Genomic DNA, 25,889 nt, shown 5'->3' with positions numbered 1-25,889 from the left:
TACCCCCGATGAGCATTCTTCTCGAACAAGCCCAAAGCGCCGTGCGCGCCGCCCAGCAAAAAGCCCTGGAAATGGGCGTTAAAATGAACATTGCCGTGGTGGATGCCGGGGCCAATCTGACGGCCTTTGCCCGCATGGATGGGGCCTGGCTCGGCTCCCTGGACATCTCCATCAAAAAGGCCAAGACGGCCCGCTTCTTCGACATGCCCACGGGTGAGTTGGGCAAGATTTCCCAGCCCGGCGGCCCGCTCTTCAACATTGAGCACTCCAATGGCGGCCTGATTACCTTCCCCGGCGGCATCCCGATTACCGACAGCAACGGCCAGGTGATTGGCGCCATTGGCGTATCGGGCAGCACCGTGGAAGATGACCACGCCGTAGCCCAGGCCGGCGTAGCCGCCGTGCGCGACGTGCGCTAGGCTTGCGGCAAAGCACTTCTTTACAACAGCCGGACTTCCGCCAGGAGGTCCGGTTGTTTTGCTTTTTGGCGCCAACCCCGCCTCAACCCCGGACCGCTGGGCGCGTATGGCTGGGTATGTTCCGGGCGCCGCACGGGCGCCTCTCTCCTCCCATAACACCACACTACTTCCCATGAGCGTTAAACTAAATCCCGCCGCCGTCACCTACGCCAAGCAGCTGATTCAGGACGGTAAAATCAAGAACGATGAAGGCCACTGGGGCGAACATAACCCCGACTCCAGCGCCGAAAACAAGTTTCTGGACAAGCACGAAATGGACGAGTACGCCCAGTGGCACCTGGGCCAGGACGCCAGCCACGGCGAAGACACCAAGGGCCGCTACAAGTTTCCCTTCGGCGACTTCAAGACCGTGCACCGCGACGGGCTCATTGCCGCCAAGGAACGGGCCGCCCAGCAAGGCTACTCCGACATTGAAAAGGCCGCCGACGAGCTGCTGCAGGCCTTGGAGAAAAAGGCGGCCAAGTAGCCGCGCTTACCGCTAAAACTACCTACCGCAGCCCCGGCCCGCCAAGCGCCGGGGCTGCTGGCTTTTACCCCTATATCACCATCGTGGGAAGGCGCAGTATCGGTAGCCCAGGCAACCATTTACCCGGCGGGCGGCATCTCCTGCCAAACCCTTCTTATCTGGTTGTATGCCTGCTGCCCACTTTCGTTTGCTCCTGAGCCTGGGAGCCCTGCTTTCTTCCCTCAGCGGCTTGGCCCAAACTGAGTCCCTGGGCCACGTCGCCAGCCGCAGCGGTAGCCCCGTTCCCTATGCCTCGGTGGGCGTGAAGGGCAAGGCCGTGGGCACTGTGGCCGACGAGCAGGGCCAATTCCGCCTTTCTACCCTCGACCGGGCCCTGCCTACCGATACGGTTGTGGTGTCGTGCGTTGGCTACCAGCCCCAGGCCCTGCCGCTTAGCCAGCTGCGCCAGCGCCCCAGCCTGTCCCTGGCGCCGGCCGCCACCGCCCTGCGGGAAGTGGTGGTGCGCAGCAAACAAGGCAAACAAACCATTCTGGGCCACAATGGCTGGAGCCGGTTTACGGCCCTGAACTTCTACACCACCCGCGACACAGTGCCCCACGACCGGCTCGGGCGCGAAGTGGGCGTGCTTATGCCCGTGAAGCACCGCAGCCAGCTGGAAAGCTTTCATCTGTACGTGGCCAGCAACCAGTTTTCCTCCGTCACGCTGCGCCTGAACCTCTACGCGGTGCAGAACGGCATTCCGCAGGGCTCCTTGCTACAGCAGGACGTTATTTTCGAGGTGAAGAACCTGAAGCGCGGCTGGCATGAGGTCGACCTTCGCCCCTACGCCATTGAGCTGGCCGGCCACCAGCAGATTGCCGCCTCGGTGCAGTGGCTCGGCAGCCAAACCGTCGACGGAAACCACCGCTACTTCGGCATCTCCACCGACCTGAGCCCGTTTCACACCACCATCCTGCGCGACAAAAGCCAGGAAAGCTGGGAGCGAATCAAGACCAATACCAGCCTCTACTTCACGGCCTGGGCCAGCCCGGAGTAAGCCTTTTGCCGCAGAGCCAAGCCGGCCAGCAGAGTTTGTAGCCGAACAGCAATACAACCCGCTCGGAAAGCCGTAGATTTATAATCCGGCCGGGGCACATTTAGCGCGCCCGGGGCCGGAAGTACTTCTTCGCTCTTCGCGCTTATTCCCGCCCTGAATGCTGCCTCGCCTGCTGGCTAGCCTGTTGCTGTTGCTTCTCGCTTCCCTCCCCACCCGGGCCCAAACCGTCAACGTAACGGGTCAGGTCCTCAATGCCACAACCCAGGAGCCCGTGCCCTTCGCCATTCTGGGCGTGCGGGGCAAGGCCATTGGCACCGCCGCCGACGAGCAGGGCCGCTACCTGTTGCGCCTCCCTCCCGACCTGCGCGACACCCTGATTGTATCCTGCGTGGGCTTCGAGCCCCGCCTGATTCCCCCGGCCCAGGTAATTGCCGGGCAGCGGGTGTTTCAACTCACACCCCAGGCCCAGGTGCTCAAGGGCGTAACCGTGGAGCGCCGTAAGGTGAAGCCCGGCAAGCTGGGCCGCTCCGCCGAGAAGGCCGACGTGCGCTGGATGGGCGGCAGCTCGGGCAAAACCACCGTCGATGATGAATGGGGCTGGGAAATCGGGGCCCTGCTCAACCCCGAGCGCCGCTCCTACCTCGAAGAGCTCCACGTCTATTTCACCGACAACAAGTACGAGCTGCTGCGCTTTCGCCTGAACCTCTACACCGTGAAAGACAACCGCCCCGATAAGCTCCTGAGCACCCAGGACGTGCAGCTTATCTGCCCGCCCACCCGCCAGGGCTGGCTTAAGCTGGATTTGCGCCCCTACGACATCATCCTCGACGCCCAGCCCGTGGCGGCCACCCTGCAGTGGCTGCAAAGCGAAAAGAAAGACCCCGAAGACAAGTACTTCTCCATCCCCGTCATCCGCCAGAAGCAGCCCGGCATGTTTGAGCGCGAAAACGGCCACGCTGCCTGGACCATCCACAACTTGCTCCCCAGCCTCTACTTCACGGTGTTAACCGAGCAGAAGTAGCGGGCAGACCTGCATCCTGTATAATACGTCGGCTGTCATCCTGAGCCCAGCGAAGGACCTTCCTCACCTACCCCCTACGGCCACTACCAACGCCGCCAGACTTCACCATTGAGCCCTAGGACGCCTCTGCTCAACCCCGTGACACCCTCATTAAAGCTCTTGTCAGGCTCGGTGAACCTTATGTCACCTCCGTTGAGGTTCATGTCACCTTATTTCAACCTCCTGCCACCTCTTCCAGGGTTCATGTCAGCTCCGTTGAAGCCGTTGTCACCCTCGTTGAAGTCCATGCCACCGGGTGCAACCCTCTTGTCAAGTCCGTTAAAGTCCATGTCACCCCGCCATCAGCTCCTTGCCACCTCGGCCGCAGCCGATGATACCTGGGCAACGAACCAAACTCTTCTGCTCCTAGCTAATCCACTTCCGGCTCGTAGAAGAATGTATTTCGGGTGGCTACCGAATAATATCCCAAACCTGAGTAGCCAATAAACCAACTGTCGTCGTCTTTAAAGGGAGCATCATTCCAGATATGCAGCGAAGAGCCGTTGGCGAAACCAACTGTTAAGTCGCCCCATTCCGTTAAAACGGCACTGGTAACCAGAACCCCTTCCAGCTTCTTCAAAGCAGGCGCTAAGCTGCTATCGGCATCTTCCTGCCAAGTGCAGAGAATACGCCCGGTTCAACGATTCGCCAGGCGCAGTAAACCATCAAGGAGAATTCACTTTGGGGAACATCTGATTGTAGCGCGGGCTTAAATTCCATCGTAAATATGGAGCCCGCACCGGACCCAGCCTTGCTGCGCCAAGCCTGCTGCCCAGGTAATTCCTGGATGACTTGGTGAAACTCAAAAAAGGAAGCACTGCGTTTACTGGGCTCAGACATTACGTAATGAATACGAAGGTTTAGACTCTGAAATGTAGTACAACCCGACGTGAAAAGCCCCCGCTCCCACCGCCGGGGCTTAGCATGTATTCAACTAGGCTGTTTACTACCGACATTGCGCCCAGCTGGGGCTGCCCCGGTTAGAATACCCGTTCATAGAAACCGTCGTGAGAAAGCAACAGGAGAAATACTGGACCCTATTATCCGCCGCTACGGCCCTGGGTTTACCGCCGCGAGATTGTGCAAACGCAAAGGATATGTTCGATTATGCCGAATGGGAAGTCGGATTCGATATCATCGTGGTGCAGCTCTACGAGTTTGATATCAAGATTACCGAGCACTTTTTTCAGCAGGTGGAAGCTCTAGCTACTGGAATGAATCTACCACCGAAGAGCTACAATTTTCTAAAAAAGCTTATTCAACCTTCCTGACGTACGTAAGTCACAAAAAGCCCTAGCTCCCACCGCCGGGGCTTTTTTCGTACCTTCGCCTACCCAAATTCCACCCCATTCCCCCGCGCTATGTCAGTAGCTCCCGCAGCTCCCTATAAGCCGAAAAACCACATCCGCATCGTCACCGCCGCCGCCCTCTTCGACGGCCACGACGCGGCCATCAACATCATGCGCCGCATCATTCAGAGCAGCGGCGCCGAAGTCATCCACCTGGGCCACAACCGCTCGGTGCAGGAAATCGTGGACTGCGCCATCCAGGAAGATGCCCAGGCCATTGCCATCACCTCCTACCAGGGCGGCCACAACGAGTACTTCAAGTACATGCACGACCTGCTCAAGGAGCGCGGCGCGGGCCATATCCGCCTCTTCGGCGGCGGCGGCGGCGTGATTCTGCCCACCGAAATCGAGGACCTGCACGCCTACGGCATCGAACAAATCTACTCCCCCGACGCCGGCCGCGCCATGGGCCTGCAGGGCATGATCAACGATTTGCTCCAGCGCTGCGACTTCCCCACCGGCCAGAATCTGAATGGCGAAGTAACCCACGTAAAAGAGAAAGACGCCCGCAGCATCGGCCGCCTGATTTCGGCCGCCGAAAACTTCCCCGACGAGTTTGCCCGGGTGAAAGACCAGCTGATTGCCGATTTCCAAAAAGCCGAAGGCGGCTCCGACCAGCGCCTCGACTCTTCCGTGACCAAAACCCCGATTCTGGGCATCACCGGCACCGGCGGCGCCGGTAAGTCGAGCCTGGTGGATGAGCTGGTGCGCCGCTTCCTGATGGACTTCCCCGAGAAGACCATTGCCATCATCTCCGTGGACCCCTCGAAGCGCAAAACCGGCGGCGCTCTGCTCGGCGACCGGATCCGGATGAACTCCATCAACTCGCCCCGGGTCTACATGCGCAGCCTGGCTACCCGCCAGAGCAACCTGGCCCTGAGCAAGTACGTGCAGGACGCCGTCGACGTGGTACGGGCCGCCGAGTTCGACCTGATCATCCTCGAAACCTCCGGCATCGGGCAATCCGACACCGAAATCATCGAGCACTCCGATGCTAGCCTCTACGTGATGACGCCCGAGTACGGGGCCGCCACCCAGCTGGAGAAAATCGACATGCTCGACTTCGCCGACGTCATTGCCCTCAACAAGTTCGACAAGCGCGGCGCCCTCGACGCCCTGCGCGACGTGCGCAAGCAGTACCAGCGCAACCACGGCTACTGGGACCAGCCCCTGGACGAGATGCCCGTGTTCGGCACCATCGCCTCGCAATTCAACGACCCGGGCATGAACCGCCTCTACCGGGCCATCCTGAGCATGATTGAGACCAAAACGGGCGTGCCGTTTGCGTCCCAATTGGCGACCACCAAGGAAGACTCCGAGAAAATCTATATCATTCCGCCGCACCGCACGCGGTATTTGTCTGAAATCGCCGAAACCAACCGCCAATATGACCAGTGGGTTCTCAAACAAGCTGACACCGCTCAGCAGCTCTACGGAATCAAGCAAGCCATCGGAGCCGTCCAAAGTGTCGGAAACGCCGCTGCAGGACCTGGCAGCGGGAACGGCGGCCACGAATCCGAATCCGGAAGCCTCGTGGCCGGCCTGGAGAGGACCTTCGAGGAGGTCAAACTCCGGCTGGACGGGCAGAACTGGAAACTCCTGGAAACCTGGCCGCAAAAAGTAGCCGCCTACAAGGCCCCGGAGTTCGTCTTCAAGGTGCGCGACAAGGAAATCCGCATCCAGACCCACACCACCAGCCTCTCCAACCAGCAGATTCCCAAAGTCAGCCTGCCGCGCTACACGGCCTGGGGTGATTTGCTGCGCTGGCAGCTCCAGGAAAACGTGCCCGGCGAGTTTCCCTACACCGCCGGCGTGTTTCCCTTCAAGCGCGAAGGCGAAGACCCGACCCGCATGTTTGCCGGCGAAGGCGGCCCCGAGCGCACCAACCGCCGCTTCCACTACGTGAGCATGGGCTTGCCCGCCAAGCGCCTCTCCACAGCCTTCGACTCGGTGACGCTCTACGGCGAGGACCCCGACCTGCGGCCCGACATCTACGGCAAAATCGGCAACGCCGGCGTGAGTATCGCCTGCCTCGATGACGCCAAGAAGCTTTACTCGGGCTTCAACCTGGCCAACCCCAGCACCTCGGTGTCGATGACCATCAACGGCCCCGCCGCCCAGCTGGCCGCCTTCTTCATGAACGCCGCCATCGACCAGCAGTGTGAGCTCTATATTAAAGAGCAGGGCCTGGAAGCCGAAGTCGAAGCCAAGATAAACCAGATCTACGCCGACAAAGGCCTGGAGCGCCCCCGCTACCAGGGCGAGCTACCCCAGGGCAACGACGGCCTGGGCCTGATGCTGCTCGGCGTCACCGGCGACCAGGTGCTGCCCGCCGACGTGTACGAAACCATCAAGAAACGCACCCTCAGCCAGGTGCGCGGCACCGTGCAGGCCGACATCCTGAAGGAAGACCAGGCCCAGAACACCTGCATCTTCTCCACCGAGTTTGCCCTGCGCCTGATGGGCGACGTGCAGGAGTACTTTATCAAGGAGAAGGTCCGCAACTTCTACTCGGTGTCCATTTCGGGCTACCACATTGCCGAAGCTGGTGCCAACCCCCTCACCCAGCTGGCCCTGACCCTCTCCAACGGCTTCACCTTCGTGGAGTACTACGTGAGCCGGGGCATGAGCGTGAACGACTTCGCGCCCAACCTCTCGTTCTTCTTCTCCAACGGTATTGACCCTGAGTACGCCGTCATTGGCCGCGTGGCGCGCCGCATCTGGGCCAAGGCCATGAAGCTCAAGTACGGCGCCGACGCCCGGAGCCAGATGCTCAAGTACCATATCCAGACCAGCGGCCGGAGCCTGCACGCCCAGGAAATCGACTTCAACGATATCCGCACCACCCTGCAGGCCCTCTACGCCATCTACGACAACTGCAACTCGCTGCACACCAACGCCTACGACGAGGCCATCACCACGCCCACCGAGGAATCGGTGCGCCGGGCCATGGCCATTCAGCTCATCATCAACCGGGAGCTGGGCCTGGCCAAAAACGAAAACCCGCTCCAGGGTTCCTTTATCATCGAGGAGCTCACCGATCTGGTGGAAGAGGCCGTGCTCATGGAGTTTGACCGCATCACCGAGCGGGGCGGCGTGCTGGGCGCCATGGAAACCATGTACCAGCGCGGCAAGATTCAGGAGGAAAGCATGCACTACGAGATGCTCAAGCACACGGGCGAGTATCCCATCATCGGCGTGAATACCTTCCTCTCCTCCAAAGGCTCGCCCACGGTGGTACCCGCCGAGGTTATCCGGGCCACCGAGGAGGAAAAGCAGTACCAGATTGAGATGCTGCAAAACCTGCACACCCGCAACGCCGACCAGACCGAAGCCCGCCTTAAGCAACTGCAGCAAGTCGCCATTGCTAACGGCAACCTCTTCGCCGAGCTTATGGAAACGGTGAAATACTGCTCCCTGGGGCAGATTACGAATGCGCTGTTCGAGGTTGGCGGGCAGTACCGCCGGAATATGTAATTTCTCTGTCGGACTAAGTTCAAAAGGGCGCTACCTTGCTGAGGTAGCGCCCTTTTTGATGAATTCATTATGAAACCTTACCGCCTACTATTCATGGCTCTGCTATTCTCCGCCTGTTCATCACCTTCCCCTTCGACTACACCAATTACCAAAGAAGCCGCCTTGGTAAGAATAACGGAGCAGTTGGCAGCATTATCGCCAGTTCTAAAGCAAACCTTAGAACATTCCCCTGTTCGCCGCTTTCATTACGTTGATAAATCCGAAGTAAGCGAAGCAAAGCCTTTGGAGGAAGCAGCCCTGACGTTAAGCGAATCGCCTGATCTATTAAACACATTAACGGAAACAACTCTCATTGCTGTTAGCACTGGTTCAACGCCGGATAAGGCTATTCGAATAGATCAACTAAAAGCATTACTGCAAACCCATCCAAACCTAGACTTGGGGTGGCTATGGCTATCCAGCCTACAACAAGACTATACCCAAGCCGAGGCATCCTTATCGAAAGCCATTGCCTTAAATGGCCAAGTCGGCTATTATTATCGCCGACGCGCACTTCTCTATTCGCTCTTAAAAAATTACTCCGCAGCCGAGCGTGATTCCCAGCAGGCATTGAAGCTATACCACGACCGCACTAAAGTGTATAGCGAGTTAGCCGATACCTACGCCATGATGGAGGATGACCAACGCTTTGCGGAAACAAGTGACTTACGCCTGGCTGAGTTGCAGAGCCAGTTGGCCCGGATTGAGAAAACAAATCAACGTGACTGGATGCAGCAGGACAGCATACGCAGGCTGCGCGAGGAAATTGGCTATGGCCACTTGTCCAAAGCAATGCACTTTATCGAAAGGCGCAATCAGCCAGCTATTGGCTGTGTTGACTTGGCTAAAGCTGCGACCTATGGCGTCGAAGAAGCCACAGCTTTGCAGAAGCGGTATTGCCGGTAATACTTATTCTATACCGGCACAAGCCTAAGCACACTAGTAGTACACTTCACTATTCCTCATGCTGCTAAAAATTATAGACCGAGTTCTAGCGCCGCTCACTGCCCTATTTTACTTATCTCTACTACTATTATTACCAGCTGATGCCGTCGACTTCCTGGGTGACCCGGATGCCTATATTGCCCCTAACCACTTGGACACGACCCAGCCCCACTGGAAGTGGCAGTACCTCCAAGGCAGCTGCATTGCCTTCATCTTGGCCGGGCTCGGACTAGGCTTGCTCCTCGCCTCATTCTTGCGCCGAGACAGTCAGTGGCTGCTCGCTTCCCGCCGAACACTCTCGGTGCTCACCATAAGCGTCGTATGCCTAGCCTACTATCAGTGGGCCCTCACGGGTTTTGACCATTAGCTCTATTCCGTACTAGCCCATGGTCAACTTCGCCCTGCTCCTAAACTTTCTTATTTACTCACTTCCCTTTCTGCTTATAATCAGATCGGCCTTCCTACTAAGCAAAGCGAAGAATACCCGTGCGAAACGCCGGGGCTTAATTCAACTCCTGATACTGGTACCCCTGGTTATCTGGCTCGGAGTACGAATGCACCAAACTCAGCGGGAGGCCGACCTAAGCCAGGTGGGCCTGTATTACCTGACCGCCTACCCCCAGTGCCGCCCCTGCACCCTAGAGCTTAAAGAAAATAACCGCTTCGTAATACGGGACAGCACCTCGGTCAAAGAAACCGGCCCCTGGCGCTACGAGAGCGGCCAGGACTACTGGATTACCTACCTCAACACCTCTGACCAGCTCGGCAGTGGCAAGTATGCTTACTCCGGGTATCGGCTTACCCGAAAGCGGTAGTCAGTTTGATGCTACTTACCGAAGGATGTATGTCAAAAAGGGTATTATTTTGCTCAACATCCTGCACAACCGCCACGCCGCCCAGACCGAAACCCGCCTCAAGCAGATTCAGCAAGTCGCTATCCAGAACGACAACCTCTTCGCCGAGCTGATGGAAACCGTGAAGTACTGCTCCTTGGGGCAGATTACGAATGCGCTGTTCGAAGTCGGTGGACAGTACCGCGGGAATATGTGACTCATCTTCTCACTAACCTAAAGAGGGCGCTACCTTGTCAGAGTAGCGCCCTCTTTAGGTTACCATTAAATATTTAATCCAAGTCAACTATTTCATCAAAATCATTAGAAATGCCTCTAGGTAAAGACTGATTCGCTAAGACATTGTGCAGATAGGCATGAAGCCATCTATTGCGAATATAAGTAAGTAGCAAGACTAAGAAGAATGCCTTCCCAATAAAACATATTGTAAATACCAATGACTTGAATACGACATTGCTACCAAATTCGGTTGCATAAAAAACTCCATACATAGGCTGAGCTAATATATACAACGGAAGAACAAAAACAACACCATAATAATAAAACCTCTTAATAAAGCTTTGCTTAATCAACGGCTTGTCTGATTTAAAGAAATATTCCATGGATGTTAACCTACCAAACAACAAACTCATTGCAAAGCCATTATAAACACCACACAACAGCCTAAATATATGTGATGAATATTTAAGATTCAATCCTGGGATACCATTGAATATAACCCATATATATGCAATGAAATAAAAAGAAAGCAAAAGCACTGTACCATGATAGCTTATTACAGGATGATTTTCTTCATCAAGGGTTGTATCATATAATACTTTGAAACATATATAAACAAACGCAGCGCTAATCATATTAAAAAAATTCTCAAAGAATTCTATTACTATAAAATAAATAGCTCCCCTTGAACTTGAGTCAAATAAATCTTCAATAGAATCAGCATTACTTAAAACACTCTCAACGTTTGCCCATAAATCTTTATAGTCTTTAATAATTTGTATAAGATAAAAGAACGATAGAAATATTATAAAAAAGCCAATCGAGAAACAAATTTGGGAAACCAAAGTGTTAACTCTCTCAATGTTAAAATCAACTTTACTTTTAGAAATATGAAGTATCTCTGCCAACTTTTCTCTTTCCAACTCAGATCGGCATATGAATTTCTCAGGTTGTATTTTCAGATAGAAATACACTAATATTAAAAGATTTACGATATCAATAGCTATCAATATACCAACATCATTAAATCCTGTTTTATATGTTTTTACAACCTGAGTTACGATTGTAGCAAGAGTAGAAACTACACTAGTTATAAGCACTAATTTCTCATTGAAATTCTTCAACCACCCTTTTGCAGCTTGCTGTTCCATCACCGGTTGCATGAATATTATGATGATCGTAAATTCAATCATTAAATACTGGACATTTGATCTTTAACAAATCAGTGCCAACACTGAATTTTATCATTACTATACTGTAAGTAAGTCGTCATATAGGCGCATGCCAATTACCTAGACAGTAAACATCGCCTGTAACGGCCGCATGATAGCCATCATTAATATTCCTCAAAAACGCAAAAAACGGCCCCTTTTCTCGAGTAGGCCGTTTTTGCGTTTTCCTGGATACCGCTTACATCCTTCCCATTTTTTACTCCGCTCCGCTCGCTCTATTTATATCCACATTTTTATATATTTAGTAATATTCAATCTTTACCTACCTGTCCCATGCATCTCCCATCCGTCTCCCTCGTTCTTCTCACCCTCGTTCTGGGCCCGGCCGGCGAGGCACAGGCCCAGCAAGCTACCCCGGCCACCATTACCCAACTCGAGCAGCAGGAGCGCCAGGCCGTGCTCCGCGGCGACACCACCGCCCTCAAGAAGCTCTGGGCCCCGGAATTCGTAGTCAACAACCCCGACAACCAAATCGTGACCCGCCCCCAAATACTGGGCTTTCTGCGCAGCGGCAAAATCGACTACACTACCTTCGAGCGGGTCATCGAGAAAATTACTATCACCGGCGACGTGGCCGTAGCTATGGGCCGAGAAATCGTGACCCCCGAAAAGAAAACCACCCACGCGGGCAAAACCGTCACCCGCCGCTACACCGACGTCTGGGTGCGTCAAGGCGGTGCCTGGCGCCTCACCGCCCGCCAGGCCACCAACATAGTCGTGCAGTAGACTGCCGGCCCCAAATTCCGTTTCCTTCTTTTCGGTACGTGAAGCACCGTGCGAAAAGGCCTTTCGGGCTGTTTCAATCGGCCAGCAGCCCCGTTCGGCGAAAAGCCCCGCCCCAAAGCCCGGCAATTGCCTAGCTTTACCCCATGCGCACTGCTACCCCCTGGTGGAAAAATGCCCTGCTAGCCCTGCTAGTGGCCTTCACCGCCTGCTCTTCCCCCGACCAGCCCACCAGCGCCCCCGTTAAAGACCCCAGCACCGGCGAAGTCTACACCCCGCGCCGCGTCGTGGTGGCCGACTCCCTCATCCGGGGCCGCCTGCTCGACCGTCACGATTCCGTGCTGGTCGACACCCGCCTGCACTACCTGCTCAAGCTTCCCCGCCGCGCCCTCGATACCCTGGCCCTGGGCGAGCTGCTGGGCTGGGACTCCACCACCGTGCGCCGCCGCATCCAGGAGGCCCTGCCGTATCCCGGTGCCTACGGCCTCGCCGTGCAGCTGCGCCTGACCAAGAAAGAAGCCGAGCGCATTCGCCGCGACAGCAGCGCCACCGTGCCCCAGCTCACCCTTACCGAACGCTACAGCCGCACCTACACCACCCCCGCCGGGGCCGCCGTGCTGGGCTACCGCAGCATCGAGGCCCAGGCATTCTTCCGCCAGGCCAAGCGCTACCGCCGCGGCCGGTTTTACCGCCTGCGCAACGGCGGCGTCGAGGCCTACTACAACGGCCTGCTCACCGGCCGCCACGGCTACCTCCACCCCTTGCTCGATGCCAAGGGGCAGCAGCACGGCACCTGGGCCAAGGACACCACCTTCCAGCAGGGCCAGGACCTGCACCTGACCATCGACACCAAGCTGCAGGCCTACGCCGAGAAGCTGCTCGGCAACCGCCGCGGCTACCTCGTGGCCCTCGACCCGCGCACCGGCGAAATCCTGGCCTACGTCTCGGCTCCCGTGTACCCGGCCGCCACCCTCACCGCGCCCGACCAGGCCGGCATCCGCGCCGAGCTTTTGGAGCACGAGGATATGCCCCTGCTCAACCGCCCCGCCATGCTGGCCAACCCACCCGGCTCGGTCTTTAAGCTCGTGAATGCCGCCATTGCCCTGCAGATGAACGCCATTACGCCCGGCTCGGCCTTCCGCTGCGACCAGTCGCTGGTCAGCTGCGTGCACCACCACAAGCCCGCCACCAGCCTCACTAAGGGCCTCAAGTACAGCTGCAACCCCTACTTCTACCAGGTCATGCAGAGCCTCATCGACTGCGTGCCCGACTCCCTGGCCCAGGACACTGTCGGAGCCCGGCATGCCAACCTGGCCCAGTGGCGGCGCTACGCCCGCTCCTTCGGCCTCGACTCAGTCCTGGGCGTCGATTTGCCCCGCGAGGCGCCCGGCTTTCTGCCCACCCCGGCCTACTACGACAAGGCCCGCCGCACCCGGGGCTGGACCTACCGCTCCATCTACTCGCTCAGCATCGGCCAGGGCGAAATCAATCTGACGGGCCTGCAAATGGCGAATATGGCCGCCATCATTGCCAACCGGGGCTGGTACTACCCGCCCCACCTGGTGCGCGGTATTGGCGAAAATGGCCCTCTACCCCGCTTCACCAAGAAGCGCCACACCCTTATCGACAGCGCCAACTTCGCGGCCCTCATTCCGGGCATGGTGGCCGTCATGCAGCGCGGCGGCACCGCCGATGCCTCCAGCCTGGCCGACGTGGGCATTACCGTGGCCGGCAAAACCGGCACCGTAGAAAACGACGAGGGCGACGACCACGCGGCCTTCGTCGGCTTTGCCCCGGCCGACAATCCCAAGATTGCCGTGGCCGTCTACCTCGAAAACGCCGGCTTCGGGGCTACCGCCGCCGCGCCCTGCGCCGTGATGGTCATGGAAAAGCACCTGCGCGGCCACATTGCCCCCAAACGTAAGCGTTGGGAAAAGCGCATTCAGAGCCGGGCTCGCCACGGCTACTAGCCCCGCCAGGCTGCTGGGGCCTTAAACTTCGGCTCAGGAATGCCGGTTAAGCAGGCGCTGACTTTTGCGGGCTTCTTTCGGTTGCCCGTGCGATATTTGCGCCCCCGACCCTCCTACACCTTTCTTTCAGACTCCACTCCTTTTTCTAATGGATACTACGCTGCGCCGTGGCGACGGCAGTGTTTTTCTGACGTTGAAGTTCAATCAGGCCGACAACTGGATTCATGCTCACTGGTATGGCCGCCAAACGCTGAGCTCCGTTATGCAGGGTGGTCTGACTCACCTGGACCTGATCCGGCAGCAGCCCTGCCCCAAGCTGCTTAACGACCACCGCGACCTGGTAGGCACCTTCGTGGAAGCCAACGACTGGATTCAGCAGGTCTGGACCCCGCTTATCATCTCGGCCGGGCTGCGCTCCATCGGGCAGGTCGTTTCGCCCGATGTGTTCGGCCAATACTCCATCGAGGACCTGAAGCACCGCATCGGCGACCAGCTCGACCTCTACCTGTTCGACAGCCTGGAAGCGGCCCAGACCTGGCTGCGGGCCCAGTAGCCAGCTGCCGCTGCTGCCAGCAGCTCCCGCAGAAGCGAAACCGGGTAAGGTTGAAACGTCTATCTTCCGGCTTCAGTCCCGGAACCTATGCCCGCCCCAACGGTGACCGTCAAAAAAGCCTGGACCAGAATTGTCCTGGCCGTAGGGCTTTGCTGCCTTTTCTATTCGCTGATGCCCTTTATCCGGAGTGCTGACGTTTCACTACTCCTGTTTCTACTGTTTATCGTGGCCGGTCTGGTCACCGCCGCTTTGCTGGTGCGGGCCATTCCCGCAAGCATTGTCGCGAAAGTGCCGCCTACCCTGCTGCAGCTCGGCGCTCTGGCCACGGCCCTCAGCGCGGCGGTGCTCCTGCACCTGTATCACCAAGGGTCTTTTTATGGCCGGGAAATCCTGAGCGCCCGGTTCAAGGATGACTTTAGCTACCTGGATCTGCAGCTCTTCGAGAATGGCCGCTACATCATGACCTCCACCTACATTGTCGGCGAGGATACCTACTCGGGCACCTACCAGAAAACGGACACCACCATTACCTTCGAGCATTTCCCCGTCATCCACAACGACTTTATTTCCCAGACAGTCCGGCTAAAAGGCAACCGCATCTACTTCCGCCCCGATTACCGCGACTCTTCCTATTATCATTTTACCATCGAACATCAGTAAATTCTTACGGCAAGTCCCCTATGCGAAGTAGTACCCTAGCCCTTGTAGCGGCCTTGTGCAGCCTGACTTTTGCCTGTCAACGGGCGCAGTATGCGCTGCTGCCCCGCACTAGCTCCTACCACGGCCCGGCCCCCGCCCGGCGGGAGCAGCCCCTTCCCCCGCCGGCACCTGCCGCCGCTACTGCGCTTGCCGAGCTACCAGCAGCGCGCCCGGCACAGGCAGCCCCGGCAGTAAACCACCGGCCAGCAGCCTCCCCGGTGGCACGGGCGCCGCGGCCGGCCCGGCAGGTAGTAGCCCGTACCCTTGCGCCCCTGCGGCATCTGGCATCGCGGCGGCCGGTACACCGGGAAACCGCCGCTACTTCCCAGGATGGCTCCGCTAAATACATTGCCTTCATTGTGCTAGGGATTATTATGGCCGTTGTGGGAGCCGTCATGTCGCTGCTGAGCTTTTTTACCGTTATTCTATCAGGGTCTGGGTCGGTTGCTTTGCTGCTCGGGGGAGTTCTGCTCTTTTTTGGCGGCATGGCCCTGGCCGTCCATGGCTTCCGCAAGATCTAGAGTGAGCAACGCCTGCCTTTCCCGGAGTGCGGTGGAGTCGGGCTTTGCGGAAAAAGCCCTAAGCTTACCCGCTCAAACCAATCATTCTATGCAGCATTCCTACCGAGTATCGAGCGTAAATCAATTCCTGGCGGCCCTGCTGCTAGCCGTACCGCTTAGCGCCTGCGGTAGCCTGTTCGGCAAGGAAATAGCCCGCCTGCCTGTCAACACCATCAGCACGCCGGGGCAGGAAGTCGTGAAGGAAGCCGCGCTCCAGCTGCAAAAAGGCGACGAGGTGGCCTTGTGGTCGGATATGGACCTGGCCTACGAAGGCGAGGCGCCGGTGCGCTTTCAGGTGCAGGTGCTGCAAAACGGCCAGCCCTACCAGCAGCTGGAGCTGGACCCCACCGAGAAAAATGTGACAGTAGGCGAAGTTAAGACCTCCGTCAACGGCAAAACCAACTGGAGCTTTTCGGGTAAGAACGGTTCCCTCACAATTCCGGCCACGGGCACTTACACCTTCAAGGCCCGCCTGGTAGCGGCCCCTAACCCCACGCTGAAAATCACCAAGGCCGAGCTGGTGCTGAAAAAGTAAGCGACAACTTGACCCAAAGCAGTATTGCCGTCTTTGCCGGCTGCAGCCGTAGCCCCGCTACCCAACCCGTATGGATAAGCCCACGCAGTTTCAGGATTTCAACTTCAAGCTCGCCGTCATTCAGGTGCTGATGTACGAGCAGGAGCTGCTGCAGCCCGCTTTCAGCCTGCGTGCCTTTGCCAAAACCTACCAAGGCCGCCGCATCGACATTGAGAAAGACGGCTACGATATTATTCCCGAAGTCCGGGACTACTTCCTGGCCCTGGAGATTCCCGCAGCTTTGTTGACGCAGGTCGAGGAAATCTACCAGGACGGGGGCGACGATATTTACCATCATCTTTACCCGTTCTGGGACGGGGAAGACGAGACGTTCACCATTACCTCTACCGCCGACCTGGCTCTGCTGCCCAACCTGCGCAAGATGACGCTGTTCTATGATGACCGGGAAGAAATGATAGCGCAGTTCCAGGCCCAGGGCATTGAAACCGATTATTGCTAAGACACCAACCGGATGCCCTACAAGATTTTATTTCCGCTCCTGTTCGTCATGGGGCTGTATTTTCTGATCAGAAGCATTGGCCGGACCATTGCCCTCTACAGCCAAAACCAAATCGAAGTCGACGCTACTCAGGCCTCGTTTCAGCTAACGCTGCCCAAAGCCGGGGAGTATGAAATTGCAACCAAGCGCAATCAGTTCGACGGTCTGGCGCCCCAGCAGGTTGCCTTCACGCTACGGGAGAAAAGCTCCGGCCAGCTTCTCCCGGTGCGCAACCTGCTGAACCTGATGAACTTCAAGCGGGTGAATATGAGCGGGGAGCGAATCACGGCCATTGCCGAGTTTACGGCTCCCGCCGCCACCGAGGTGGAGCTGCAGAACCCGGAGATTGAGAAGTTTCAGGCCAAGGACCGGCTGATAATTATGCCCAAAACGGGCGGACAAGGCATCCTGCTGATTTTCGCCATGCTGCTCTCCGGCATTGCCACCATCGGCGGACTGATTGCCAGCTGCATTTTCCTAAGCCGCTAGTAGCCAAAAAGTACGCTACGTCGTGCTGTGCCCCGAACTTACTTTTATTAGCTAGCCCTATGCTCACTGAAACGCTCCGTCAACTGTTTGGGCGCGACCTGAACCGCCTGCACCAGGAAATTACGCAGTACCAGGATGAAGCCTGCATCTGGCACACGGAAAAGGCCATTACCAACTCGGCCGGCAACCTATGCCTGCATCTGGTCGGCAACCTGCGAACTTATATCGGGCCGAGTTGGGAGGCGTGGCCTACGTCCGCCAACGGGAATTAGAATTCTCCCGCAAGCACGTGCCCCGGACCGAGCTGCTGACAATGGTAGAGGAAACGGCCCGCATTGTGGATGAAACCTTACGAGCATTGCCCACTGAAAAGCTGGCCGAGGAGTACCCGCTGCTGGTGTTCGAAGCGCCTACTTCCACGGAGTACCTGCTGGTGCATCTGACCACGCACCTGACGTATCATTTGGGGCAAGTCAACTACCACCGGCGGCTGCTGGATGCCCGATAAATGCTTCGGCTGCAACCAAACCAGCCGTGGGCCGCGTCTTAGAGGCAGCAGCATTGGATTCTGTGTCTAAACCACCTTTATTTCGCGGCATGAAACACAGCTTTTGGTACGGCATTGTGGGCCTGCTACTGGCGGGCCCGGTTCATGGCCAGTCCCTGGCGGGCGTCTGGCAGGGCGTGGAAACCGATACGCGGGAGGCGGGTACGGCCTGGCCAGCCGTGCTCCGCATTCAAAAAGGCAAGGGCACCGGCCTGTTTGGGGTGCTGTATCAGGAGGTGAGCGGGCAGCCCGGCACTTCGGTCACGTTCCAGGTGCAGGGTACGCCCACGGCGGGCGGCCTGCGCGTAGAGCACGGGCGCAAGCTCAACGAAACCGGCGGCTCGCCTTTCACTTACTGGTGCGACGGGGCCATCACCTTTACCTACGACCCCGCCCAGGAAAAGCTCACCGGCAAGGCCACCTACCGCCCCGTGGGCGACTGCGACGTGGGCAGCTTCACGTTTTACCGGGTTAAGCTCAAGTCGGCGGCAACGGTAGCGGCCGGAACCGAAACGACGATTCGCGTCACGGGCCGCAACGTGCTCTGGTACGCCGATGCCGAGCTGAAACAGCCCGTAACGACCGGCAACACGTACCGCACCAAGCTGAGCAAAACCACCACGTTCTACCTGGCCCAGGGCTATTATTCGACCAAGCAAAGCCCGGTAGTGCCCATCACCATTCGGGTAACGGGCAGCGCGCCAGTGCCCAAACCGGCTCCGCCCGTGGCGGCGCTGCCCACTCCCGCTCCCACACTGCCGGCTCCGGATACTACAAAGCCCGCTTTGGCTGCCGCTCCTCCGGCGGTGGTTGCTCCGGCCCCCGTAGTCTTGCCCACGGTGCTGTTTAAGCTCGGAACCGCCGAGCTGCTGGCCGATGGAATTCCGGTCCTTACGCAGCTAGCCACCGAGCTAAAGGCCCGACCCGCGCTGCGAATACGAATTGCCGGCCACACGGATAAAATCGGGGAGCCCGAGAAAAACCAGGCGCTGTCGGAGCAGCGGGCCGAAGCGGTAAAGGCTTTTCTGGTGAAAGCCGGCATTGCGGCGGAACGAATCAGCACCATTGGGTACGGCGACACCCGCCCGCTGTACCCCTCGCCCGATGCCCGCAACCGTCGGGTGGAAGTAGTGCAGATGGAGTAAGCGCAGGCGTCATACGAGGCAGTTCTGCCTTCAGACCAGCTTTTCAAGCCAGTTCAGGCTCCGGCAGCGCATGGCCAGGATTTTCCCGATGCCTACCCTGCTTTACGCTTAGAACAACGCCTGTCCCCACTCACCCAGAGGCTTGCACATAATATAGTAACATAAATAAGTGCTATTATTTAGTAGGCAGGTGGCCTTTGGAAAGGAGAATCACTTTACCTTGAAAACAAATCAACTCTGACACCTATTTCAAACATTTATGCTTCCATTTACCCTACCCGCTTGCAGGCCGCTCCAAAATAGCCGGTCCGGAGTTTCTGCCATTCTCCTTGTGCTGGGGCTGGCTGCTATTCCGGAACGCCTGTACGCCCAGCAGCTGGGCTGGACTGAGGCCGCCTCTATTGCTAGTGGGAACACCGAATATGGTTATTCCTCCCAATCCGTGACTGATACCAACGGGGATGTTCTGATGGCCGGCACCTTCCAAGGCAGTATCACCCTGGGCAATTTGCCGGCCCTAAGGGCCCGCTCGTTCCGGGATATATACGTGGCGAAGATGGATGGCCGAACCCGGCAGTGGCTCTGGGCAGTCCGGGCTGGCGGCAACGGCGCAGGCTCGGAACCCTACATTCCCGAGGTACGGATTCGCCTCGACCCGGCCGGAAATGCCATTATTGCCGGCTATTACCAATATTCGGCTACGTTTGGCAACCTTCCTACTCTCTACACAGGCTATTATAATGGGACTGGACATTCATTTGTGGCGAAAGTTGACGGGAATACGGGTACCTGGCTCTGGGCCACCGGTGCTACTACTGCCACCAGCAACAGCAATGCGCCGAGCAGCCTGGCCGTAGACCAGGCGGGTAACGCCGTCATCAGCGGCTACTTCGGTCAAACGGTTAAGTTTGGCAATTTGCCGGCCATTACAGCCACCGGACCCAACCAGACGAATATTTACGTGGCCAGCGTATCTGGTAGTACCGGCCAGTGGCAGTGGGTAAAGCAACTTTCGGCAACCGAAATGGCAGCCAGTGGAGTAGCAATGGATGGGGCTGGCAATGTGGTCTTAGTCGGGTCTTATGGGGGAACTCTTACCCTGGGCAACTTGCCACCGCTGCCCAGCGGTGGCTCCCGTACCCTGTACGTAGCCAAATTAGCTCCTGCCACCGGGCAGTGGCTTTGGGCCACTCGGGCCGCGGGCAGCAATGCGGCCAGCAGTTCGGGCTCCGCCAGCAGTACGTGGTTTACACCTGCCGGCGACGTGCTTGTAACCGGAAAGGTGCAGAATGGCTCCTTCCAGTTTGGCAGCTTGCCAGCGGTGGCTTCAGGAAAAACATACCTGGCCAAGCTGGACGGGGCTTCCGGAACCTGGCAATGGCTCCACGAAACACCAGCCAGCACTACTTATAACGTAGTTACTTTCAACCCTTCGGGCGAGCTACTAACAGCTGGCTCCTTTTCTTCTACCGTAAGTTTTGGGCAAGGGCTAAGCCTGAGCAGCGCGGGCGGCCAAGACATATTTGTATCCAAGCTAAACACGGCCACCGGCCAGGCAGTATGGGCCGCCCGGGCCGGCGGCCCTAGTTTGGAAGAGCCAACCGGCGCCACCATTTCTGGCGACGGGAGTGCCCTGCTGCTAACCGGAAACTTTGAGAACCAGACGGAATTTGGTGCCCTGCCACCTCTTACCGGCAGCAAGTCAACTTTCCTGGCCCGCCTTAATTTCGCCGGGGTTGTCGCAGCTACTGGCTCCGGGCAGGCGAATTTACCGGTGTCCATTTACCCAAACCCAGCCCACGACCAGGTCACCATTCAGCTGCCGGCCGGCTCCGCTGCTGCTCAGCTGACCATCACCAATGGCCTGGGCCAGGCGGTACTGAAGCAGACGAGTGTACCAGCGCCTTCCGGTAGTGTGGTGCGCGTTGCAACGGGTGATTTGGCTCCCGGCGTCTACTACCTCCGGATAACGGCCGGCAAGGCTGTTACCACTCAGAAGCTGGTCATTCAGTAGGGTTGCCGGCAAGACCAGCCGCTTACTTTCTAAAAAGGCCGCTTCCTTCGAAGCGGCCTTTTTAGTACCCAGACTACTCACCCAAGCAACTCCCGTCCCGTCGTAGGCGCTACTGCAAAATCGGCTCATTCTTCGCCCGGTATTCTAACCGCAGCACCAAGTGGCCATTCAGCTACTATGCTATATGCGGCCAGATGTGGTTATTGCGAATAAATAGTCTGTTGCCTAACCTTAGGCTGCCTTGTTACCCTTTTGCTCCAGTTCCCCGCTACCAATGAAAACTCCGCTTCTTTTACTGCCCGCCCTGCTTGGTCTGGGCGCCGTAGCCCCCAGCCAGGCCCAGACCACCAGCGTGTGGAACAACAAGCAGTGCGCCGTGGTGCTAACCTACGACGACGCCATCGACGGGAACCTGGACATCGTGGTGCCGGCCCTGGACTCAGTGAAGCTGCGCGGCACGTTTTACCTGATCGGCTCCTCGCCGGTGGTGGCCAAGCGCCTGCCCGAGTGGCGCCGCGCCGCCCAACGGGGCCACGAGCTCGGCAACCACGCCCTGATGCACCCCTGCGACGGGAGCCTGCCCGGCCGCGACTTCGTGACGCCCGACAACGACCTGAGCAAATATACCCTGTACCGGGCCGTGAGTGAGGTGCGCGCCAACAACACGCTGCTCAATGCTATTGACGGCAAAACGGCCCGCACTTTCGCCTACCCCTGCGGCGACCTGACCGTCGGCGGGGTGAAGTTCTACGACCAGCTTCAAAACGACTTCGTGGGAGCCCGGGGCGTAACCTCAGGGCTGCAGACGCCCGCCCAGATTGACTTGACCAACATCGACGCCTACATGATTAACGGGCAGTCGGGCGACTACCTGGTAGATTTGGTCAAGCAGGCCCAGAAGTCGCACACGCTGCTGGTGTTTCTGTTTCACGGCGTGGGCGGCGGCCACGGGCTAAACGTGGATTTGAAAGCCCACCGCCAATTGCTGCGCTACCTCAAAGCGCAGGAAAAGAACATCTGGGTGGCGCCCATGGTGGATGTAGCCGCCAAAGTAAAGGCCAGTCAGCAAACCGCGGCCGGTAAACGCTAGGCTCATGGTACGTTCTTGGCTCCCCTTCTGTGGCGTTATATTATTAAGCCTAGCTGTGAGCAGTCCGGCCCAGGCCCAGCGCCGCTTTCAGCTGAATACTGGCTCAAACCTCTACTCGGCCGAGCTGACGGTGGCCGCCTGCGCCGACGGGCAATGCCAGGGCCGGGGCACCGTGCGGCTGTTCAGCAAGCAAACCAAGCAGCTGGTGCAGACCTTTACGTCGGAGGATCTGAATTTCTTTCTCGATAACGACAGCCATACCCAGCCCACTGTCAACGTCGTGGAGCTCTACGGGGAGCAAAGCCCGCTGATTTTTGCCGACTTCAACTTCGACGGCACCCAGGACCTGGCCATCCGCAACGGCAACCGCAGCAGCTACGGCGGTCCGTCGTACGACGTGTACGTGTACGCCAGCCGCCCCCGCAAATTCGTGCCCAGCGCCGAGCTGACGGCCCTGGCCACCGACAACCTGGGTATGTTTCAGTTGGATACCAAGCGCAAACGCATCATCACGTTCGAGAAAAGCGGCTGCTGCTGGCACCTGACCACCGAGTACGCCGTGGTGCCGGGTCAGGGCCTGGTGGAAACCAAAACCGTGGAAGAAGACGCCACCGGCGAAGGCGAGCAGGTCGTCGTTACGACCAAGCAGAAAGTGCAGGGCCGCTGGCAAACCAGCGTGCGGCGCTTTCCTATCAAGGAGTATTACAAGGACTAGCGGCCGGCGGGTTGGGCCTGCTTCATTTTATCTATATAGATTTGTCTCTATTAAAGCTTCGGCTCGGGCTACTGTTCCGGCCGGAGCACCCTACTCCTTTCCCTCTAACCCCTTCCTTTCCCTATGCGCACCCGTTCCTTGCAGGCCGCCCTGCTGCCCGCTACCGTAGTGCTGGCCACCAGCTTCACCCCCGCGGCCGAAAACTTTACCCAGGGCGTAATTACCACCCGCGTGTCGCTGCCGGGCAACCCCTACGACAAGATGCTCAGCCAGATTGACCCGACCAAGGGCGACCTGAAGGGCCAGATGGAGCGGCTGGCCGCCAGCCTAACGCCGGCCGAGCAGCAGCAGTTTCAGACCGAAGCCGCCAAGCTGAGCCCGGCCATGAGCCTGGGCGCCCTTATGCTGCCCCGCAAAGGCACCCTCTACTGCCGCGGCGCTCAGGCCCGGGCCACTACTGACGCGCTGACCTATCACCTGGAAAACTTTTTTGACAGCGCCAAGAATACCGGCCTGCTGCTGCTCAAGGCCCAGGACAAGCCCGACCAGGTAGCCTACACCTACAATGCGGCTTCCGTGAAGCGCACTTGGCAGAGCATCGTCGTGACGGAGGTAGACTACACCGTAAAGCCCACCACCGAAACGGCCCTGGTAGCCGGCCTGCCCAGCCAGAAAACAACCTACACGCTTAAAAGCCAGGCTGCGGCAACCGAGCCCGGCGCCACTGACCAGAAGCCCGCCGCCCTGGACGTGTGGACCTCGGCCCAGGTTCCGGCGGCGCTGAATTTTGCCCACCCCGTCTACGTCAAGGAAAAGCTGGGCATCACCAAGCTGGTCGTGTATTTCGATAAGGAACGCAAACAGCGCATGGTCTACGAGTTTGCCAGCGTGCAGCGCAAGCCCGTTACCGACCAGGACCTGAACATCAAAACCACCGGCCCGGTACTCGACTACGCCAAGGATGAAATGCAGATTGCCGGCAAGTCGCTGGGCATCATGCTGGGCGGCATGGGCGGAAAGAGCAGCCCCAGCCCGGGCGACGAGTAGTTAGGCCATAATTCCAGGGCAGGCTTGCGGCTCCAAACAACTTCTCCGGTATGTCTTTCCTCAACGTTAAAACGCTGGCAAGCCTGCTGCTGGGTCTCTGGCTCACCCTGGACTGTGCAGCACAACAAACGAAGCCGCGTTTTAGAGTGCTGGCTTTTTACACGGCCAAAAACGACCAGGCCCACATCAGCTACGTGCAGGAGGCCAACAAGTGGTTTCCCAAAATGGCGGCCCAGCACGGCTTTGCCTACGACTCCACCTCGAATTGGGACAACCTGAACGCCGCATTTCTGGCTAAGTACCAGGTCGTGCTGTTTCTGGATACCCGGCCGGAGGCTCCGGCCCAGCGCGCCGCGTTTCAGCAGTACATGGAGCAGGGCGGAGCTTGGCTGGGGTTCCACTTTGCTGGCTTTGCCCTTACGCCCTCCACCTACGCCCAGGACTGGAATTGGTACCACGAGCAGTTTCTGGGCACGGGGCAGTACGCGGGCAATACCTGGCGGCCCACGGCGGCTGTGCTGCGCGTAGCTAACACCAAGCACCCCACGACCCGCAAGTTGCCCCCAACCTTCACTTCCGCCCCCAACGAGTGGTACAAGTGGACCAATGACCTGCGGACTAACCCGGCTATTGACATCCTGCTGGCTGTTGATTCCACCAGCTTTCCACTGGGTACCGGCCCCAAGGCCCACGAAATCTGGCGCAGCGGCTACTACCCCGTAGCCTGGACCAACCGTCGCTACCGCATGGTGTACGTCAATATGGGCCACAACGACATCGACTACGAGCACGGCACCAACCAGCAACTGTCGTCCACGTTCAGCCAGGCGCCGCAAAACCAGTTTATCCTCAACACCTTGCTCTGGCTGGGCAAAGACGGTAAGTACCGGCAGGCTCCGCACTAAGGTTCAGCGAGAGGCAACAAAATAGTTATGCTTGCATAACACTTTTCATCCGCCTACGTATTATCTTTGCACCCAACAAGCTGAATTGCTTCAACATACCTTCTACTGACATGAAAAAGACCACTGCCTTGTCGTCGCTGCTGTTTCTGGGCGGCCTTGGGTCCCTGGGCTACCTGACGGCTCAACTCAAAGACCTCAACCTGCATTTTGACCTGCGCGGCGAAGATCAGTGCTATTACTGCTAAGCTCCGCAGCTAGCCGATTGTAACGGAAAGCTCCGCCCTGGCGGGGCTTTTTTGTTTTCCGGCCGGAAATAATCCGCCTGTCAGAATCAAGGGGTTAGAAGGACATAAATAAAAAAACCACATCCATTCCGGCCTGTTTTCGGTACTTCACAGTTCAGCAGCCCGTGCGGGGCGGCTGGCATTGTTTCACCCACCGACTTTTTCCAGGCTGAGCCCACCACGTTCCGCCAGCCCGGAAGCGCGTACAACCCACTGGTTTATGAACTTAAACAGCCTCCAGGAGCAAATCAGCTACATCATCGGGCGCGATTTGGCCCGCAACTTTGCCCAGCAGGGTCTGCAGCTCGACATCGACGTGCTGGCCGCCAGCCTCAAGGAAGGCCTAGCCGGTGAGCCCAGCCGCCTAAGCCAGGAACAGATGCGCAGCGCCATGGAGCAGCTGCAGGCCCAGATGGGCGGCCCCGAAGAAGATGACACCCAAGATTCCCAAGATATGAGCAACAACAAACAAGCCGGTGAAGACTTCCTGGCCGAAAACAAGAACAAGCCCGGCGTAACCACCCTGCCCAGCGGCCTGCAGTACGAAGTGTTGACGGAAGGCAGCGGCCAGAAGCCCGGCCCCCGCAGCTCGGTAACCACCCACTACCATGGTACCCTCATCAATGGCACCGTGTTCGACAGCAGCTACCAGCGCGGTCAGCCCGCTACGTTTGGCGTCAACCAGGTTATTGCCGGCTGGACAGAAGCCCTGCAGCTGATGCCCGAAGGTTCGAAGTGGCGCCTCTACATCCCCTCCGACATGGCCTACGGCAAGCGGGGCGCCGGCCGCGACATCGGCCCCGACTCGGCTCTGATTTTCGACGTGGAGTTGATCAAAGTAAACAACTGAAGCCCTGCTTCGGCCTCTAGTACCGCTAGTGCCACCCAGCCGCCAAGCTGGGTGCGCACTAGCACAGCCGAA

At 58.1% G+C, this 25,889-nt stretch carries 29 protein-coding genes; 27 read left to right on the top strand and 2 right to left on the bottom strand.

Features of this window, described 5'->3' with window-relative positions; translation table 11 throughout:
* Window positions 1-8: 8 nt before the first annotated feature.
* From MUN79_RS19020 to MUN79_RS19005, 4 genes are all read left to right on the top strand, one after another.
* Window positions 9-419, top strand: coding sequence for a GlcG/HbpS family heme-binding protein (locus MUN79_RS19020; RefSeq protein WP_244674189.1), 411 nt, complete (start codon window positions 9-11; stop codon window positions 417-419).
* Window positions 420-591: 172 nt separating this feature from the next.
* A complete protein-coding gene (locus tag MUN79_RS19015) occupies window positions 592-945 on the top strand; it encodes a hypothetical protein (RefSeq protein ID WP_244674188.1) in 354 nt (117 codons plus the stop codon).
* A gap of 166 nt (window positions 946-1,111) precedes the next feature.
* Window positions 1,112-1,981: a carboxypeptidase-like regulatory domain-containing protein gene (locus MUN79_RS19010; RefSeq protein WP_244674187.1), complete on the top strand. Its 870-nt coding sequence runs from the start codon at window positions 1,112-1,114 to the stop codon at window positions 1,979-1,981.
* 157 nt (window positions 1,982-2,138) lie between these two features.
* The gene (locus MUN79_RS19005) at window positions 2,139-3,002 is read left to right on the top strand and encodes a carboxypeptidase-like regulatory domain-containing protein (protein ID WP_244674186.1); all 864 of its coding nucleotides are present in this window, start codon (window positions 2,139-2,141) and stop codon (window positions 3,000-3,002) included.
* Between the two features lie 409 nt (window positions 3,003-3,411).
* Here the strand turns inward: MUN79_RS19005 and MUN79_RS19000 are convergent, their stop codons facing one another.
* On the bottom strand, window positions 3,412-3,621 hold the full coding sequence (locus tag MUN79_RS19000) for a hypothetical protein (RefSeq protein ID WP_244674185.1): 210 nt from the start codon (window positions 3,619-3,621) through the stop codon (window positions 3,412-3,414).
* Between the two features lie 427 nt (window positions 3,622-4,048).
* Here MUN79_RS19000 and MUN79_RS18995 point away from each other — a divergent pair, with 427 nt between their 5' ends.
* The 5 genes from MUN79_RS18995 to MUN79_RS18975 all read left to right on the top strand — a co-directional run bounded on the left by MUN79_RS18995 (window position 4,049) and on the right by MUN79_RS18975 (window position 9,901).
* Window positions 4,049-4,312: a MafI family immunity protein gene (locus tag MUN79_RS18995; protein WP_262922902.1), complete on the top strand. Its 264-nt coding sequence runs from the start codon at window positions 4,049-4,051 to the stop codon at window positions 4,310-4,312.
* 90 nt (window positions 4,313-4,402) lie between these two features.
* Window positions 4,403-7,867, top strand: coding sequence for a methylmalonyl-CoA mutase family protein (locus tag MUN79_RS18990; RefSeq protein ID WP_244674183.1), 3,465 nt, complete (start codon window positions 4,403-4,405; stop codon window positions 7,865-7,867).
* 93 nt (window positions 7,868-7,960) lie between these two features.
* Window positions 7,961-8,812, top strand: a complete 852-nt coding sequence (locus MUN79_RS18985) for a tetratricopeptide repeat protein (RefSeq protein ID WP_244674182.1) — start codon at window positions 7,961-7,963, stop codon at window positions 8,810-8,812.
* A 593-nt stretch (window positions 8,813-9,405) separates the two neighbouring features.
* A complete protein-coding gene (locus tag MUN79_RS18980) occupies window positions 9,406-9,666 on the top strand; it encodes a hypothetical protein (RefSeq protein WP_244674181.1) in 261 nt (86 codons plus the stop codon).
* 25 nt (window positions 9,667-9,691) lie between these two features.
* Entirely contained in the window at window positions 9,692-9,901 is a 210-nt protein-coding gene (locus tag MUN79_RS18975) for a hypothetical protein (protein ID WP_244674180.1), read from the top strand.
* 73 nt (window positions 9,902-9,974) lie between these two features.
* Here the strand turns inward: MUN79_RS18975 and MUN79_RS18970 are convergent, their stop codons facing one another.
* Window positions 9,975-11,075, bottom strand: a complete 1,101-nt coding sequence (locus tag MUN79_RS18970) for a hypothetical protein (protein WP_244674179.1) — start codon at window positions 11,073-11,075, stop codon at window positions 9,975-9,977.
* Window positions 11,076-11,426: 351 nt separating this feature from the next.
* On the opposite strand from MUN79_RS18970, the gene MUN79_RS18965 reads away from it, so the two are divergent.
* The 18 genes from MUN79_RS18965 (at window position 11,427) to bamJ (ending at window position 25,817) form a co-directional block, all read left to right on the top strand.
* The gene (locus tag MUN79_RS18965; protein WP_244674178.1) at window positions 11,427-11,879 is read left to right on the top strand and encodes a nuclear transport factor 2 family protein; all 453 of its coding nucleotides are present in this window, start codon (window positions 11,427-11,429) and stop codon (window positions 11,877-11,879) included.
* A 143-nt stretch (window positions 11,880-12,022) separates the two neighbouring features.
* Complete coding sequence (locus tag MUN79_RS18960) at window positions 12,023-13,846, top strand: peptidoglycan D,D-transpeptidase FtsI family protein (RefSeq protein ID WP_244674177.1); 1,824 nt, start codon at window positions 12,023-12,025, stop codon at window positions 13,844-13,846.
* A gap of 148 nt (window positions 13,847-13,994) precedes the next feature.
* A complete protein-coding gene (locus MUN79_RS18955; protein WP_244674176.1) occupies window positions 13,995-14,399 on the top strand; it encodes a hypothetical protein in 405 nt (134 codons plus the stop codon).
* An 87-nt stretch (window positions 14,400-14,486) separates the two neighbouring features.
* Entirely contained in the window at window positions 14,487-15,059 is a 573-nt protein-coding gene (locus MUN79_RS18950; protein ID WP_244674175.1) for a hypothetical protein, read from the top strand.
* Between the two features lie 20 nt (window positions 15,060-15,079).
* A complete protein-coding gene (locus tag MUN79_RS18945; protein WP_244674174.1) occupies window positions 15,080-15,619 on the top strand; it encodes a hypothetical protein in 540 nt (179 codons plus the stop codon).
* A gap of 88 nt (window positions 15,620-15,707) precedes the next feature.
* Window positions 15,708-16,193: a hypothetical protein gene (locus tag MUN79_RS18940; RefSeq protein ID WP_244674173.1), complete on the top strand. Its 486-nt coding sequence runs from the start codon at window positions 15,708-15,710 to the stop codon at window positions 16,191-16,193.
* Between the two features lie 70 nt (window positions 16,194-16,263).
* Complete coding sequence (locus tag MUN79_RS18935) at window positions 16,264-16,692, top strand: DUF6892 domain-containing protein (protein ID WP_244674172.1); 429 nt, start codon at window positions 16,264-16,266, stop codon at window positions 16,690-16,692.
* Window positions 16,693-16,704: 12 nt separating this feature from the next.
* Entirely contained in the window at window positions 16,705-17,220 is a 516-nt protein-coding gene (locus MUN79_RS18930) for a hypothetical protein (RefSeq protein ID WP_244674171.1), read from the top strand.
* A gap of 59 nt (window positions 17,221-17,279) precedes the next feature.
* Window positions 17,280-17,492: a hypothetical protein gene (locus MUN79_RS31245; protein ID WP_311136525.1), complete on the top strand. Its 213-nt coding sequence runs from the start codon at window positions 17,280-17,282 to the stop codon at window positions 17,490-17,492.
* A complete protein-coding gene (locus tag MUN79_RS31240; RefSeq protein ID WP_311136524.1) occupies window positions 17,465-17,728 on the top strand; it encodes a DinB family protein in 264 nt (87 codons plus the stop codon). Before MUN79_RS31245 ends, MUN79_RS31240 begins: the two co-directional genes overlap by 28 nt.
* Before the next feature lie 89 nt (window positions 17,729-17,817).
* Window positions 17,818-18,912 (top strand): OmpA family protein, encoded by a 1,095-nt coding sequence (locus MUN79_RS18920; protein WP_244674170.1) that lies wholly within the window; start codon window positions 17,818-17,820, stop codon window positions 18,910-18,912.
* Window positions 18,913-19,243: 331 nt separating this feature from the next.
* Entirely contained in the window at window positions 19,244-20,926 is a 1,683-nt protein-coding gene (locus MUN79_RS18915; RefSeq protein WP_244674169.1) for a T9SS type A sorting domain-containing protein, read from the top strand.
* 274 nt (window positions 20,927-21,200) lie between these two features.
* Window positions 21,201-22,016, top strand: a complete 816-nt coding sequence (locus tag MUN79_RS18910) for a polysaccharide deacetylase family protein (protein WP_244674168.1) — start codon at window positions 21,201-21,203, stop codon at window positions 22,014-22,016.
* A 55-nt stretch (window positions 22,017-22,071) separates the two neighbouring features.
* On the top strand, window positions 22,072-22,731 hold the full coding sequence (locus MUN79_RS18905) for an XAC2610-related protein (protein ID WP_244674167.1): 660 nt from the start codon (window positions 22,072-22,074) through the stop codon (window positions 22,729-22,731).
* Window positions 22,732-22,854: 123 nt separating this feature from the next.
* Window positions 22,855-23,778 (top strand): hypothetical protein, encoded by a 924-nt coding sequence (locus MUN79_RS18900; protein WP_244674166.1) that lies wholly within the window; start codon window positions 22,855-22,857, stop codon window positions 23,776-23,778.
* Between the two features lie 50 nt (window positions 23,779-23,828).
* Window positions 23,829-24,683 carry a ThuA domain-containing protein gene (locus MUN79_RS18895; protein ID WP_244674165.1) on the top strand — a complete coding sequence of 285 codons (855 nt, stop codon included), beginning with the start codon at window positions 23,829-23,831 and terminating at the stop codon, window positions 24,681-24,683.
* Window positions 24,684-24,793: 110 nt separating this feature from the next.
* Window positions 24,794-24,928 carry a hypothetical protein gene (locus MUN79_RS30220; RefSeq protein ID WP_262922901.1) on the top strand — a complete coding sequence of 45 codons (135 nt, stop codon included), beginning with the start codon at window positions 24,794-24,796 and terminating at the stop codon, window positions 24,926-24,928.
* Between the two features lie 259 nt (window positions 24,929-25,187).
* Window positions 25,188-25,817 carry a BamJ family beta-barrel-assembly machinery protein gene (gene bamJ / locus MUN79_RS18890; protein ID WP_244674164.1) on the top strand — a complete coding sequence of 210 codons (630 nt, stop codon included), beginning with the start codon at window positions 25,188-25,190 and terminating at the stop codon, window positions 25,815-25,817.
* The last annotated feature ends 72 nt before the right edge of the window (window positions 25,818-25,889 follow it).

This window comes from Hymenobacter cellulosilyticus (assembly GCF_022919215.1).
Taxonomy (GTDB): Bacteria; Bacteroidota; Bacteroidia; order Cytophagales; family Hymenobacteraceae; genus Hymenobacter; species Hymenobacter cellulosilyticus.
This window is presented reverse-complemented; position numbering and strand designations above follow the sequence as displayed.